A 14,121-nucleotide genomic window follows, 5' to 3' on the forward strand; every position below is an offset into this window, starting at 1 on the left:
CGCAGATCCGGTCTGCTGCAGAAGGCTGGATCGGCGCTCGAAACCGAGGGCGCTACAAAGCAATGAGAGGGGGTCAAATCTTCAGTTCGCCCGAGGGGTCAATTCTTCGGTTCGCTTGACACCGCGCCTCGACCTCCTGGCGCACGAGGCTGTGCGGCACGCTGTAGTAATGCTTGGCGATCTCGATGTGATAGTCGAGACCGACGCGGCAGCGCTTCCACTCGGCATACTCATAAGGTTCGGCCGGCAACGGCAGGAGCGCCGGGCGATCCAGCGCCTCGAACAGCTCGCGCCGGCTGCGGCCCCAACCGCGCAAGGGCCGCTCATTCAGGTCGCGTAGCAGATCCTGGATGGCGTCGTTGAGGGCCGGCAGCGAGAAGAAGCGGCGATTGCGCAGGCGAGCCAGGATCCAGCGCCCGACCACCTGAACGCCGACCTCGACCTTCGCCTTGTCGCGCGGCTTGTAGGGCCGGGCCGGCACGATGGCGGTGCCGTAGTGGCGCGCTGCGTCGGCATAGGTGCGATTGACCATCGGCTCGTGGAAGCAGGCCTTGGTGATCCCGGCCTTGAGATTGTCGCTGACCGTCTGGCGGGTGGCGCCGCCCAGGAAGGCAAAGGTACGCACGTGCGAACCGATCCAGTCCGACAGGCTCTGGGTGAAGCTGGCCTCGGCATAGGTGTAGTTGGAGGCCCCGAGCACGGCGACGAAGATCTGGACCGGGCGGACCTCGCCGGTGAGCCCGTCGATCACCTCCATGGTGTGGCCGGAATAGTCGACGAAGAGCCTCTCGCCGGCGACATGGACCTGGCGCAGAGTGGGTTTGAGCCGGCCGGCCCAGTCCTTGTAGTGCTCGCAGAACCAGGAATAGCTGAAGGCCTCGGGGGTGCTGTCGCAGTATTCCTCCCATAGCAGCATCAGCGTCACGCCCGGCCGGCGCAGTTCGCGATGGACCAGGGTCCAATCGGGCTGGCTGCGTTGCTCGGTGGGCAGATCGGAGGGCGGCGGATAGAGCCGGTTCTCCAGCAGGATATCATCATCGAGCTCGGGCGGCAGGGGCCAGGTCAGGCCGGCGCGCCGGACGCGGTTGATGTATTTGCTGATGGTGCCCTGGGCCAGGCCCAGGCTGGCAGCGGTGGCGCGCTGGGAGAGCCCGACAGCGTGGTGCAGGCGTAAGACTTCACGGATGTGGCGCATCGACAGTCTCTCGGTGGGCATCTTGGTCCTCGGCTGGAAAGCAAAGGCCAAGAGTACCGTGGGTTGCAGACTGCCAGCAGAAAGCACCTCTTCACGGTCTCGGAGACTGATCACGATCGCTGGAATGAGCGATCACGGCCCTCTGGAAACCATGATCACGATGACCTGGAATGGATGATCACGATCCTCTGGAATCCGTGATCACGATCGCCTGGAACGCGCAATCTGGCGCCGGCCGTCAGTGGTCAGCTTATAGATGCAGGTGAACCCCTCCACCAGCAGACAGCACTGCGAGGGACGGTCGCCAACCCGCACGATGTCCTGATCGGCCTTGAGCACCGCAACCTGCACCGGCAGGCCCTGGAGCGCCTGCTTCTCCTCTGCCGAGAGCGGAAAGATGCTCTCCAGCTTGCGGATCATCAGGGTCTGAGGAACGTAAGGACCGACGATCATGCTGCGTTTCCTGTCGAGCTCCCCAGGTGCGAGCGGCTCCGATCAATGATGGGAGAATAACGGTGCTAGGCCGTAATTGTGCCGAACAAATGGGTTTGCCAGTCGTTGACCAGTATCGTCGGCATGGTTTCCCCAGGCGCTGGCGGCTGAGAGGCCCGTGTGCTCCCGCCTGCAACTGCGGAGCGCACATGCCCTTCAATATCACGTCCCAACCCGTCAAGGTGCTCATCGACGGCCACGACAGCGAGGGCCACCTGATCTTTGCAGACGATCAGCTTTCTGCCGTTATCGTGCGCCTCGACGGCCAGACACATCACCCAGAGCACAAGGGGCTCTGGCACCTGGAAGCCGGATTCGGCAAATGCAACATTCGGGATGCGCCCCTGTTCAAGACGCCTGAAGAAGCCGGAGCCTGGATCAGAGCAATTCTGACGGGACAGACCACGTGATTGCGCGACGACGCCTTATGGACAGGATGATAAAGAGCGACTGAGGAAATTTGTACGATTTCGAACAGACTTCCCTCTCAGACGTTGAGTTCTACCATCGGCAGAAATGACCTGGGCGTCGGTGACTGAGAGATCCGTGTGCTCCCGCCCGTGGGCAGAGGAGCGCCCCATGCCTCGTTATTTCTTCCACGTCATCGACGGCCGCAACATCACCGACGACACCGGGACAGTGCTTCCCAATCTCAGGTATGTCCGCGCCGAGGCGATCCGCACCGCTGGTGCCATCCTGCGAGATGAAGGCGACAGGCTCTGGAATTGCACCGAGTGGCAGATGAATGTTACCGATGCCACCGGAGAGCCTGTGCTCAAGCTCCGCTTCTCAGCCGAAGATCAATGCATTGTGCCTGATCGGGAGTGATGGAGATGCCCAATCACTTCGACGAGCGCTGGGAACGTCTGATCAGGGGTCTCCACCTCCCCCTCACCGTGTGAAACACCTTGATGGACGAAGGCATAATCACCCTTGACCAGGTTAGGCCATTGCCGAACAACTTGAGCGGCTCCCGGGAACCGGGTCAAGAATGGCTCGGGTGACCCGCGAAGAACTCGCCCGTGCACCGGCTCCTTCGGGGAATTGATGGGCTGAAATTGAAGCCCCACATTTTCGATAACCCATTATGGGAATGGCCAAGCCCAATCTATGCGGCACTGAGACAGGAGAGCATGCCCGACCGCAACACGAAGATCAGGTCAGGCCCCTCCCCACCGATACAGCGAGGCTAAAGCCTATCCTCGAGTACGTGCGTCTGAGCGTCGGATCATTCGCCATCAGGCTTCCGCTCTGGCGACGGAATCTCCTGGTCACCATAGCCGCGCCGCCGATGGAGTTTGACCTTCGGAGGCGGTCCCGGACGCTCCTCGAGCATCCTCACGGCTTTCCAGACCGAGTTCACGACTCTTCGGGTAAGGCCGAGATGACTTTCGCCCATGGCTGGCTCGCTTTCCTATGCCGCAGCCGAACTGCGGCTGTCGCATTGAACCAGCTATCTGGTTGCTTTGGGGTCGAGGACGTCCGAAAACGCTACAGTCAGCACCTGCCGATTGGCTCTATCCGTGATCTCGACGCTCCAGCTTCGCCGGTCCTCGCCTTTCCGATCACCCTCTCTGATCACGTCCAGAGCCTGGGCGACTGCGGCGGCTCGCGCTGCCTGAAGGTCCGGATACTTTTTCCCTTCGGGATCTTCGACGAGACCATCTTCGGTCCGGATATTGAAGTAGTACAGAGCCATTTCCGCAAGATGCGCAGGCGCGGAGAGCAACTCGTGGGAAGGATGACCTGAGCGAGGCGCACCGCCCTCATTATCCCACCGCTTGAGATCGTCGCGCTGGCTCGGGTGCTTCGGAGCTTTGCTCATAGTAAAAGGATCACAGCTCCGGGAGGCTTTTTCATGGCTGCGCGGTGTTGACGCGGCCTTATTGCGCAAACCCTTTGCAACGAAGGAAGAAGCGCGGTGTTGGTGATTAACTTACGTTATCGGGATTGCGCCGTTTCCAGTGATGGAGAGACCTGTATGAGGTCGATGAACAATCCATTCAAGCAATTTAACGAGACACTTGTCCCAAGCAGCCTGAGTTTCACTCAAGCGCAGGTTAACTGGGTCCTGGGCCGAGCTCTCTCAAGCATTTATCAGAGTATTCTGAAGGCTCCTGTTCCCGAGCACCTTCAGGTTTTGCTCAATCAACTCCATGAGGACGCCTCATCCTCAAAGGACGACAGCGGACCACAAACCTGAACTGGCCCGTATCTCGGCCCTATAGACGATGTCCGACTCTGGGCGGGACGGGAACTTATCCCGAAGCTTTGTCTTAACCTTTAGGGGTTCGATTTCTCTGCACATGCTCAGCTCCGTCTCAGGCTGACCTCTTCGTGATTTGAGCCTCAGCAGCCTTAAGAACATGCACTTCTGAGCGTCGTATAAGCCAGAGCTCCACACCGACCGCACAGGTGCTTCCTTGTTCGTGCATGGCGGCCTGCACGAGCCCGACAAGGAAGGAATGCGCCATGCAAGCCCATCGGTTCGCGGCCGGAGAGATCGTGCTTTTCGTCGAGAGAAGGCACTCCCACTTCACATGGAAAGTTCCTTATACGATCACCGAATGCATCAAGACAGATTCCGCTGAGCCGCAGTACAGGATCGCGTCCGTCCACCGGGAAGAAATCCGTACAGCAGGTGAGCACGAGCTTTATCGTACGCCGCAGCCGCTTGCTGCTGTCCAGCAGCCACCGGGACCGTTCCTTGAAGCTCTGTCCTGCCTGCAACCCGCCAACCTCAATGTCAGGACTGCACTTGGGACTCCACTCATGCCGTGGCTTTGGCGCTCAAGGACTGGAGGGCACCATGCTTAGCGTTGTTTTCGCTTTCAGCAGACCCTCGAGAGATTGGCTCCCAACCGCCAGCATGGCTGGCGTCTTGTCCTTCATCCTGTTCATCGTGCTGTTCATCGGGTGAGAGCCCTTTCCGCAACGCCTCAATCAGACATTGTCTGCCTCAAAAGGAGGCTTCCGTGGCAACGCATCTTTATCCCTGCGGCCAGATCGTCACTTTCAGCGATAAGCGGTTCTTAGGCGCCTCCTGGAGCGGAGACTTCGTGATCGTCAGGCATTTGCCTTCGGGTGACGAGTTTCCTCGCTACGAGATCAAGAGCACGGGCGAGGTCTATAGCCGTGTTGCCTACGAAAACCAGCTCGCCACTTCGTTCACGATTTTTCGATAAGCAATGCATCACGGAAAAGATGCATGTCTGACACGCAGAGGCTGGCCCGGTTTCTGGTCTCTCCTTCATCCGATGGCAGCGATCCTCATCTCGTTATAGAGCTGGAGAGTGGCCTCAGGCTGACACTCACGGCGAGGTTCGCTCAGATCGAAGACATGGCGGATGTTCTGGATGACATTCTGGACGCCGCGCCTCCTCGCGAGGGAACCGATCCAGATCACATGCCTGCCTTTCTTCAAAAAAACAGGTCGTTAGGCTGATCTCTTAGGTCTCTTGAGAGCCCTGTCCTTGGATTATGAACAGGGCCCACGTTGTTGGCTTTCGATGAACTTGATTTTGGCGTCGACCAGATCCGCCAGTGCACTGTCGGGCGTGAGTGCCCGCAAATCCTTCGATGCTTGCTTGAGCTCGGCCAACGTCGCTCCGTTGATAAGCGTACGCCCGGCCACGCGCAGGGCTTTTTCATACAACATCGGTCAATCCTCTGGTTCTTAAATCAGTAGCCATAAAGCCCCCGGAATACGACTTTCATGCGCTTTCCAGGGGGTGATTTGGAGGTGCTAGCGGCTCACGCACGCAGCACTCTGGATGGTGCTTATCGCGATATGAGGGTCTATCGTGGTTAGCACCCGATGCAGATGCTTTCCAAGGCCTCTTTCATTTTACAATCACGGGCCTGCCCTAATGCATCACCTTTTTCCCGTGCCTCTTTCGCCATAGAAGAGGATTGAACGGCTGGATCAGCGGGAGAGATCTTCAGTGGCCTTGAAGCCCCTCGATCCACCCTGATCCCTTCTTCTGAATGCCCAAGGATGATTTGGAGCAGCTATGGAGGCCTTCCTCAATAAGCCACTATTCGGGCCGAGAGTTCGCCATGGGCTCAGGATCGAGGGAAACTCTTCCATGCGCGCATCCGCAACTCTCCTTGTAGCCACGCTCGGTTTAATCGGCACGGCTCACGCCCAGAGCACGCCGCCCGCAGCCGGTGCGCCGCAGTTCATTACAATCAGCAGCAACGCCATCCTGAGTTCCAGGCTCATTGGCCTGAATGTTCAGACTGCCAGTGGCGCGGGCATGGGTAAGATCGAGGACGTCGTCTTCGAGGGTGGCGAGATCATCGGGGTCGTGGTGTCGGTCGGGGAGATCCTGGGGAGCGGCCCACAGTATGTAGCCGTGGACCCATCCGCGATCTCGATCCGGTATGTGGAAGGCGATCACAAGTGGCAGGCAACCATGAACGCCACTCGCGATCAGCTCAAATCGGCTCCGGAGTTCCGATACGAGGGCAAGTGGAAGCGATAATCTTGTCCAGCACTGCGCTTGGAGGACCCTCCCTATGCCTGATGAAAACACCAAGACCTAGAAGTGCACCAATCGACCCAGCGAAGCGGAATTCCCACAATGTTTATCATCGAGTTCTTTCGGGTTCGCGGCACAGATGAAGCGCATGCCACCTTAGATCGAGTGGAACATGACACGACCGATCTGGACGATGCCAAAGTCAGGGCCCGTTCTCTGTTCGACACATTGAACATGCCGCAAAAGCCCGACGCCCTGCGGATCATGGATCAGAACGGCGATGAGGTGTTTTTCTGGAGCCCGGAGCCGCACAGAAGCTAAAGGTAATGTTTCTCCCTGGCGGAGTGCGGGCAGGCTGCGACGCATCATGGGGAGCGACTCCCCCGGGCGCAGCGGGATGTCACCGGTTGAGCGACATGAAGCATTTATAACGGTGAGAGGCTAAGGCTCGAAGCCGTTCATCCGATCGACAGACGCAGGTCTGCGTCCAGGCAATAGAGAACTCTGCTTTTGTGAGGTTCGAAAAAAGAGCCCCGCCCACGGCAAGGCATGGAGGCCAGGAAGAAGGTCCAGAGGGGAGGAAGAACCAGCCTTTGACAATCACAATCCATTGCTGCCGCTGTTGTTTCCGTATGAAAGGGTACAAAGAGCAACGGCCCGCAAAGGGCGCTACCCGATCACTTCCGGGAACGGCAGCGTCACCACGACGGTACCTGCCTCGTCCGTCACCTCGAACGAGCATTTTAGGCAGTCGTGAATCACCCTCAGGCGCGCACTCCTCATTAGGTCACGGGCCGTCTCGACGACGTGCTGCCGCAGCCCGCCGGGATCGGAGAGTTCATCGCCCTCATCATCCTGGGCGAAGCCGTCGTCAGGTGCAGGATACCGGAGGTGAAGGAAGTAACGCGACATCTCACGGCTCCCTCCCGATCAGGCGCGTGTATTCCGCCTCTGAGAGGCCGTAGGCATCGTGCGCCAGCTCTTCCAGCTTCTCCCGAGCGAGGACCGTGATCACCCCGCGCTTGGCACGAATGACGTGCATGCCCTCAAGCACGTGGAGCGCCACCGTGACGCCTGGCCGGCGCACGCCCAGCATCATGGCGATGAACTCATGGGTCAGCGGGATGTCATCGCCGTCCACTCGGTCGTGACACATCAGAAGCCAGCGTGCCAGACGCGCCTCGACATCGCTGTTGGCATTGGCGAACGCTGTTTCCGACGCCTGAACATGCGCGGCCTGGACATAACGCAGGAGTTGGCAGTGCAGGGACGGACTCTGGGCCATGGCCCGCTCCAGATCGTGAGCGGCGATGCGCCAGCCGTGACCCGGCATCTGCATGAAGAACTCGTAAGGCGTCCGATCGACCCCCAGCACGATCGACAGGCCGACGATCCCCTCCCGCCCGACCACGCCAACTTCGATCTTGCCGCCTGCGCTGTTATTGGTCACCGACGACATCCCGGATTCGGGAAAATAGACGTGCTCGATTGGGGTGTTCGGCTCGATCAGAACCTGACGCGTGTCGAGGAATATCGGCTCCAGATGGGGCTGGAGGCTCGCAAAGTCGTCCGCTGACAGCGAGGCGAGCAGCCGATTGCCGATGGAGGGTTGCTGTGGTGGGTGCATGGCCCTCTCCCATATTGGGGCGGGAGCACACGCTACTCTCGGCCGCTTGCGCCCGTATCCATCAGCAAGCGATGGAACAGGATAAACCTTTAAGAGCACCAGGGACAGCACTGTTTGCTGGGTCGCGTCCCGAAGGCATCATTGTACGCTTTCGTACATTCGAGTAATCTCCCGATGCGGGGGGCCCCTCGCAATCCTCCGAGCAGGAGCGTAGCTGTGGCAGCAATCTTCTCCTATCAACCCGTCCAACTGGCCGAAGGGAATCCCGAACGAGAGAGAGTTGTGGTGTTTTGGGGCGCTGACCTGCTGGCTGTGCTGGTCCGCCTCTCAGTAATAGTCGGGCTCATTGCTCATAGGCAATCTAGGACGGCAAAGACCAAGTTCGGTGCAAGTCAGCTTGAGAGTGGCTTGGCGAGGGTTGCCCGCACCAGCTTGTCTAACTCCTCAACCCGCTGCGTCTGATCGTGAAGCAAGCCTTCGAGATGCTCGACGCGAATGCGGTCAAGCTTGTCGTGCAGGGCCATGATCTCAACCTCCGCCTTCAGGTTGACCTCATAATCCAGGCTCGCGGCCAACCGGTCCCTGGCGGCCTGGCGGTTCTGCGACATCAGGATTACAGGAGCTTGGAGCGCGGCGACCATCGACAGGATCAAGTTCAGGAAAATGTAAGGGTACGGATCAATGCCTCCGCCGAAGCTGGCTAAGGCAAGGCTGTTCACGACAACCCAGGCGATGAGCATCCCCGTGAAGATCGTGATGAAGGTCCAGGAGCCGCCAAACTGAGCGACCCTATCCGCGAGGCGTTCGCCGAAGGTCTGTTGTTCTTCGAGAACACTGTTCACATTTCGAGCGATATGCGAACGCTTGGCAATGTGGAGAATTACCCGCTGCTCGCGTTCAGACAGCCGCGTTACGCCGCTGTCCAGCAACTGCCGAGCGAGTTGAGTCACCTCGTCCATACGCGCCTCCGCTGTCACTCTGATCAGAGTTTAGTTTACCCTAGCCATGGACACCGGAGGAGGCTTGCCGTTCGGGGATCCATCACCGTCTCCGAGAGCCAGACTGGGGTAGCCTGCACGAGAGGCTTCCGTTCGCACCCGTGGCATATCCCATGGTGCCCAAGACAGTCTTCTATTGCACGCCGAGACCCGTGCCACTCTTCAAAATACCGGCGGTAGCCGCTTGATTGCCAAATCCATCAATCAGGCCGCACTGTACATACGATCCACGCGGCCCCAAGGGATCAGGGAAGGATGTCGACCTACTTCCCATGTTCCCAACCGTTTAAATGAGATGAAAAACTCGTGCACTCTCTTCGATCATGCTGAATAAGCCCTGTTTTGAGATAATCCTATATTCTCATCTACTAAACCACTATACTTCGATAAAGTTAGGAGGACAGCATGGTTCAAAGAATCAGGTCCTACATTTCTTACGAAAACGAAGCGCTCCTTGTTGCGGCTCTGGCCTTCCTGTTCTGCGGAGCCGTGATCTTGGGATTCATGTGATGCTTTCCCAGGCGCTGATTTCACTCCTCCTGATCGCTGGCATTCTCGCCGTTTTTACGCTGGCGATCCGCTCCCACGGGTGAGAGAGCCCCGATAGCGAGCGCGGGTCCGTGCAATGTCGCTGGTGTCGCCGGTCGGTTAGGAACGAGACTCAGCACTGGCCGATTGTCCTGTAGACCGAGAGGCTCGACCGACACGACATGGGTCTGGACAGGCCCTTGAAGGGCGGCACCCGACCATGAACAAGCGCGCATCAGTCATGCACCGCCGCCTCGCAGCGATCTTCTACGCTGACGTGGCAGGCTACGTGCGCCTGATGAACGCGGACGAGGCCGGCACTCTGGCCCTGCTCGATTCTCGCCGCGAGATCATGGATCGGCACATCACCCAGTACGGCGGTCGCACGGCTAACACCGCAGGCGACAGTATTCTTGCCGAGTTCCCAAGCGTCGTTGATGCGGTCCAATGTGCGGTCGGCATTCAGGAGAGGATCGCTGCGGCGAATGAGGAAACCCCTGAGGAGCGCCGGGTGACTTTCCGGATCGGCATCCACGTTGGGGAGGTCATGGTCCGCAACGGCGACGTGTTTGGCGATGGGGTGAACATTGCAGCCCGTATGGAGAAGCTGGCACAGCCGGGATTGGTCTGCCTCTCAGGAACGGCGTATGACTACGTGTCCAGGGTGCTGCCGCTGGCTTTTGACGACCTCGGGACGCAACTGGTGAAAAACCTGGATGAGCCCATCCGGGCGTATTTGGCCCATCCCACGGATCATCCGCTGTCCCGGGCGCTGCCACCGGTTCACCGCCGCAGTGAGTTCAACTTGGCGCGACGCTTCCATACCATTCTGAACCATGCGCTGGTGGACGTGACCAAGCCCGAGGGGCTGACACTGGTCGAGCCTGCGGTGCTGGCCTCCCTCCACGATGCGCCTAACATCGACGAGCGGCGGCTGGCCGAGCGGATCGGCATTGACCTCGCCAGTGCCCAGCGGATGGTCCGGCACCTGGAGCTTCTCGGCTTCGTTGGTCGGACACCGGAGAAACATGGACGCGACCTGCGCTTCCTCAGCCTAACCCCGGCAGGGCTCGTTCTCTATGCACGGTTATACCCGGCGATCCTGGCGGTGCGGGACCGGGTGATGGCTGCCCTGTCGGAACGGGAGCGGGAGACCCTGCAAGATCTCTTGGCGCGGGTGATCAACGCCAATGAACTCACGCGCCATCGCCGCTCGGGCTGATCCTGGCGAGACCACGCGACCGAACCGAGGGCGTATCCTTCTGAGCGCTATGACGGGCGCCCCCCCGTGTGCTGTGATAGCGCGAGCCCTCAGGGAGGCATCCCATGGCCTTTGTCATGTTTCAGTATGACCGCCCGACCGACGCGCACCGCTGGAACGACTACAACCAGCAGGTCCGGGGCTGGATTGCCCAGCTTCTGCAAATCCCGGGTGCGGTGTCCTTTATGGCCTATCGCACTTCTGACGGAGCCAGCCCCGACACGATCACCCTGCTGGAGTTCCAGACTGTGGAGGATGCTCGCAAAGCGCAAGCATCCGAGCAGATGCGGAGAGTTCTCGATGGGCTCGGGTCAGTGGGCGTGGCGGCCAAGATTCTGCTGGTGGAGCGCTCGCCCTTTACGCCCGAGCCATTTCAAGCGTGAGACCAGAGCCGCGCTGGAAAGCACGTAAGCCGACGAAGAGCCAACCAACGGCACAAATTGCGCCGTCGACCGGAGCACCGACACTTGGAATCCGACCCAAAATCCGCCGATCCTGATCAGGGAAGAGCAGAAGCGGCAATAAATGCTGTTCAGCATCGCGGCGGCCCGTTCGTGGCAGCAGTCGAGGCCACCCGCATGCCGATGGTGGTGACTGATCCAAGCATTGACGGCAATCCCATTGTCTATGTTAACCAATCCTTTATCGACCTTTTCGGCTATACCCGTGAGGAGATTCTGGGCCGGAACTACTTCTTTCTGACCGGTCCCGACACCGGCCCTGAGGCCGAGAGGCTCATCCGGGCTGCCGTGCAAGCCGACGAACCTCTCACCCTTGAGGTGTCGCTTCGCGCCAAAGATGGCCGCGAGGTCTGGGCCGCACAATTCGTCCGCCCCGTCCATGATGAGCAAGGCCGCGTGATCCAGCACTTCGCGTCGTTTTGGGACATCACCCGCCGCGTCAGAGCCGAGCGTCGCACCCAGCGCCTGAACGAGGTTCTGGAGACAAGGGTCAAGGAGCGGACCCAAACGCTCCAGAATGAACTCGAACGCAGGCAGGCTCTGGAAGCGGTTTTGACGGAAAGCATCCGCGAGAAGGATCAGCTTCTGAGCCAAAGGAGCGTGTTGCTGCATGAGGTCAACCACCGGGCCAAGAACAGCATTGCCATGGCGATCTCGATGCTGCGCCTTCAGATCGGGCGACAGGACAATCTCGCGGTCTCAGAGGCGTTGGAGAATGCCATTCAGCGCTTGGATCATCTCGCCCGCATTCACGAGCTTCTCTACCGGCAGGACAGCAACGACGTGCAATCGGTCGATATGGCAGGGTATTTGACGGAGCTATGCCGGAACTTCGGCCATCTTCGGAGCCCGCAAGACCAGCGCATAGACCTCACGAGCGACGCCGATGAGATCACGCTGGACGTTGATCGCGCCATCAACGTGGCGTTGATCGCGGGGGAGGCAATCACCAACGCGCTCAAGCACGCCTTCCCTGACAAGCGGCGCGGCGCCATCTGGGTCGGGCTGCACCATGAAGGGGAGGCCGTGCTTCTCTCCATCGAGGATAATGGCGTAGGTCTTCCCGCCACACGGCGCACACGATCAATGGGCATGCGCCTGATCGAAGGCATGGCTCGTAGTCTTAACGGCACCCTGGCGATTGAGGGGGATCGGAGGACACGGATTCAAGTGCGGTTTCCGCTCACGTCTGAGCGCAACAATCCTGCCGGCTAGGTCAGCGGCCACACGAGCAGGATGAGCGGCACGCCGATCAGAATCACAATGAAGGAGAGTGGTAACCCCAGCTTCCAGTAGTCGCCGAACCGGTATCCGCCCGGTCCCATCACGAGCGTGTTGCACTGGTGTCCAAAAGGCGTGAGGAAGTCGCAGGCTGCGCCCACCGCGACCGCCATGAGAAAGGCGTCAGGTTTATAGCCGAGCTGTCCGGCAAAGGTTACCGCGATGGGAGCCATCACCAGCACCGTGGCCGCATTGTTCAGGAACGGCGTCACGGCCATGGCTGCCATCATGATCAGCGCCAGTGCGCCGTAGGATGGGAGCGTGCTGGCCAGCTGCGACAGCCATCCGGCGAGGAGATCGGCCCCACCGGTCGTGCGGATGGCGTCGCTGACCGGGATCAGCGCCCCGAGCATGACCAGAATGGGCCAATTGACCGCTTCGTAAGCCTCCCGGAGCGAGAGCGCTCGAAGCAGGACCATCAGGACGGCCGCCGTGAAGAAGGCGGTGGCCACGGGCAGCACGCCAAAGGCCGTGAGCCCCATGGCGCCGCCCAGGACCACCACCGGGACAAGTCCCTGCCGGACATTGCCCAGGCGGATTTCGCGCGCAGCCAGCGGCAGACAGCCGAGTTCCTTCAGCTTGTCCGGAAGCCGGGTGAGATCGCCCTTCAGCACGACAACGTCGCCGGTCTGCAAGGTGATGTCACGCAACCGTTCGGTGAACCGCTCACCGCTGCGACTGACGGCCAGGAGATTGATGTTGAAGCGCTCGTGCAACGCCATGCGTCTGGCACTCTGCCCGATCAACATCGAGGTCGGTCCGACGACGGCCTCGATTCCTCCGATCTCCTCATCGACCCCCCTGCCTTGCGTGGGGCGATCCTCCCCCTCAAGTTTCAGGTGAGCGCGGGCGACCGCCCGCTCAAGCGCCTCCGGATCACCCTCCAGAAGAACAATATCGCCCTTGCGAAGGACAGCATCCGGCAGAGGCGGCGTATGCTCGGTCTGGTTCCGAACAATGCCAGTCACCAGCACCTCGCTGTCACAGAGCTTGGCCAGATCGCTGACCGTCTTCCCGATCATCGGTGAGTTCGCACCAACGCGCGCTTCCGTCATGTAGTCGGAGAGGTTGATCGCCTCGTCCATGGTCCCTGCGGCTTTGCGACCGCCAGGCAGAAGCCGGTAGCCGAAGGCCAGGAACACCACGCCTGCCGCCGCAAGGCCGAGGCCGACCGGGGTGAAATCGAACATGCTGAAAGGCTGACCCGTCAATTCCTCGCGCACACGGGAGACGATGATGTTGGGTGAGGTGCCGACAAGGGTCATCAGACCGCCGAGCAGAGACCCGAATGCCATCGGCATGAGAAAGCACGAGGGGGAGGCATTGGAGCGACGAGCCATCTGGAACGCCACTGGAATCATCATCGCGAGCGCGCCGATGTTTTTGACAAAGGCGGACAGGATCGTGACCACCGCCACAAGGACCACAATTTGGCCCTGCACCGAGGTGATGTAAGGCGAGACTCGATGGAGGGCCGCCTCCATCACGCCAGAGCGTGCGACGGCGGCGCTGACGACGAGCGCGCTCGCGACAATGATGACGATATCGTCTCCAAAGCCGGAGAAGGCCACCTTATGCGGGACAATGCCGGCGAATACCGCGGCCAGGAGCGCCAGAACAGCGACAAGGTCGTAGCCAGCCGTCCCCAAACGAACAGAGCCATCATTCCGCCTAGAGCAGATTCGACTTAGACGGGCTCATACCCGCAGTTCCTGATGTAGTTCTGGCACTCATTCGGCTCGAAGGCGTCCAGCAGTTCTCCGATGGTGGTCCAGAGCGCCTCCTTGGTACGTG

16 protein-coding genes and 1 pseudogene are annotated in these 14,121 nt (G+C 59.9%); 9 read left to right on the plus strand and 8 right to left on the minus strand.

Features of this window, described 5'->3' with window-relative positions; genetic code table 11:
• Positions 1 to 73: 73 nt before the first annotated feature.
• Together istA and ACS5Q0_RS26410 are read right to left on the minus strand one after the other, a co-directional pair.
• Positions 74 to 1,216, minus strand: coding sequence for an IS21 family transposase (istA, locus tag ACS5Q0_RS26405; protein ID WP_473129618.1), 1,143 nt, complete (start codon positions 1,214 to 1,216; stop codon positions 74 to 76).
• A gap of 180 nt (positions 1,217 to 1,396) precedes the next feature.
• Entirely contained in the window at positions 1,397 to 1,648 is a 252-nt protein-coding gene (locus tag ACS5Q0_RS26410) for a hypothetical protein (RefSeq protein ID WP_473129619.1), read from the minus strand.
• Positions 1,649 to 1,836: 188 nt separating this feature from the next.
• Here ACS5Q0_RS26410 and ACS5Q0_RS26415 point away from each other — a divergent pair, with 188 nt between their 5' ends.
• Positions 1,837 to 2,097, plus strand: coding sequence for a hypothetical protein (locus tag ACS5Q0_RS26415; RefSeq protein WP_473129620.1), 261 nt, complete (start codon positions 1,837 to 1,839; stop codon positions 2,095 to 2,097).
• Between the two features lie 169 nt (positions 2,098 to 2,266).
• On the plus strand, positions 2,267 to 2,515 hold the full coding sequence (locus ACS5Q0_RS26420) for a DUF6894 family protein (RefSeq protein ID WP_473129621.1): 249 nt from the start codon (positions 2,267 to 2,269) through the stop codon (positions 2,513 to 2,515).
• Positions 2,516 to 3,140: 625 nt separating this feature from the next.
• Here ACS5Q0_RS26420 and ACS5Q0_RS26425 read toward each other — a convergent pair.
• Positions 3,141 to 3,512, minus strand: coding sequence for a DUF6894 family protein (locus tag ACS5Q0_RS26425; protein ID WP_473129622.1), 372 nt, complete (start codon positions 3,510 to 3,512; stop codon positions 3,141 to 3,143).
• A 1,150-nt stretch (positions 3,513 to 4,662) separates the two neighbouring features.
• On the opposite strand from ACS5Q0_RS26425, the gene ACS5Q0_RS26430 reads away from it, so the two are divergent.
• Both ACS5Q0_RS26430 and ACS5Q0_RS26435 read left to right on the plus strand, forming a co-directional pair.
• Complete coding sequence (locus tag ACS5Q0_RS26430) at positions 4,663 to 4,872, plus strand: hypothetical protein (RefSeq protein ID WP_445504308.1); 210 nt, start codon at positions 4,663 to 4,665, stop codon at positions 4,870 to 4,872.
• Between the two features lie 23 nt (positions 4,873 to 4,895).
• Positions 4,896 to 5,132, plus strand: coding sequence for a hypothetical protein (locus tag ACS5Q0_RS26435; protein ID WP_473129623.1), 237 nt, complete (start codon positions 4,896 to 4,898; stop codon positions 5,130 to 5,132).
• 33 nt (positions 5,133 to 5,165) lie between these two features.
• Here the strand turns inward: ACS5Q0_RS26435 and ACS5Q0_RS26440 are convergent, their stop codons facing one another.
• The gene (locus ACS5Q0_RS26440; protein ID WP_473129624.1) at positions 5,166 to 5,345 is read right to left on the minus strand and encodes a hypothetical protein; all 180 of its coding nucleotides are present in this window, start codon (positions 5,343 to 5,345) and stop codon (positions 5,166 to 5,168) included.
• A 430-nt stretch (positions 5,346 to 5,775) separates the two neighbouring features.
• Between ACS5Q0_RS26440 and ACS5Q0_RS26445 the strand changes: the two genes are divergently transcribed.
• Together ACS5Q0_RS26445 and ACS5Q0_RS26450 are read left to right on the plus strand one after the other, a co-directional pair.
• Positions 5,776 to 6,174 (plus strand): PRC-barrel domain-containing protein, encoded by a 399-nt coding sequence (locus ACS5Q0_RS26445; RefSeq protein ID WP_473129625.1) that lies wholly within the window; start codon positions 5,776 to 5,778, stop codon positions 6,172 to 6,174.
• Positions 6,175 to 6,273: 99 nt separating this feature from the next.
• The gene (locus ACS5Q0_RS26450) at positions 6,274 to 6,492 is read left to right on the plus strand and encodes a hypothetical protein (protein WP_473129626.1); all 219 of its coding nucleotides are present in this window, start codon (positions 6,274 to 6,276) and stop codon (positions 6,490 to 6,492) included.
• 348 nt (positions 6,493 to 6,840) lie between these two features.
• Here the strand turns inward: ACS5Q0_RS26450 and ACS5Q0_RS26455 are convergent, their stop codons facing one another.
• The 3 genes from ACS5Q0_RS26455 to ACS5Q0_RS26465 form a co-directional block, all read right to left on the minus strand.
• Positions 6,841 to 7,083, minus strand: coding sequence for a DUF6894 family protein (locus ACS5Q0_RS26455; protein ID WP_473129627.1), 243 nt, complete (start codon positions 7,081 to 7,083; stop codon positions 6,841 to 6,843).
• 1 nt (position 7,084) lies between these two features.
• Complete coding sequence (locus ACS5Q0_RS26460) at positions 7,085 to 7,798, minus strand: Crp/Fnr family transcriptional regulator (RefSeq protein ID WP_473129628.1); 714 nt, start codon at positions 7,796 to 7,798, stop codon at positions 7,085 to 7,087.
• Positions 7,799 to 8,190: 392 nt separating this feature from the next.
• The gene (locus ACS5Q0_RS26465; RefSeq protein WP_473129629.1) at positions 8,191 to 8,757 is read right to left on the minus strand and encodes a DUF1003 domain-containing protein; all 567 of its coding nucleotides are present in this window, start codon (positions 8,755 to 8,757) and stop codon (positions 8,191 to 8,193) included.
• A gap of 787 nt (positions 8,758 to 9,544) precedes the next feature.
• Between ACS5Q0_RS26465 and ACS5Q0_RS26470 the strand changes: the two genes are divergently transcribed.
• The 3 genes from ACS5Q0_RS26470 to ACS5Q0_RS26480 all read left to right on the plus strand — a co-directional run bounded on the left by ACS5Q0_RS26470 (position 9,545) and on the right by ACS5Q0_RS26480 (position 12,261).
• The gene (locus tag ACS5Q0_RS26470; protein ID WP_473129630.1) at positions 9,545 to 10,546 is read left to right on the plus strand and encodes an adenylate/guanylate cyclase domain-containing protein; all 1,002 of its coding nucleotides are present in this window, start codon (positions 9,545 to 9,547) and stop codon (positions 10,544 to 10,546) included.
• 104 nt (positions 10,547 to 10,650) lie between these two features.
• On the plus strand, positions 10,651 to 10,968 hold the full coding sequence (locus ACS5Q0_RS26475; protein ID WP_473129631.1) for a hypothetical protein: 318 nt from the start codon (positions 10,651 to 10,653) through the stop codon (positions 10,966 to 10,968).
• A gap of 171 nt (positions 10,969 to 11,139) precedes the next feature.
• Entirely contained in the window at positions 11,140 to 12,261 is a 1,122-nt protein-coding gene (locus ACS5Q0_RS26480) for a sensor histidine kinase (protein WP_473129632.1), read from the plus strand.
• On the opposite strand, the pseudogene ACS5Q0_RS26485 reads toward ACS5Q0_RS26480, so the two are convergent.
• Positions 12,258 to 13,993 (minus strand): annotated as a pseudogene (locus ACS5Q0_RS26485) (SLC13 family permease). The gene ACS5Q0_RS26480 and the pseudogene ACS5Q0_RS26485 overlap by 4 nt on opposite strands.
• Positions 13,994 to 14,121: the final 128 nt, after the last annotated feature.

It is taken from the genome of Microvirga sp. HS2, assembly GCF_055792805.1.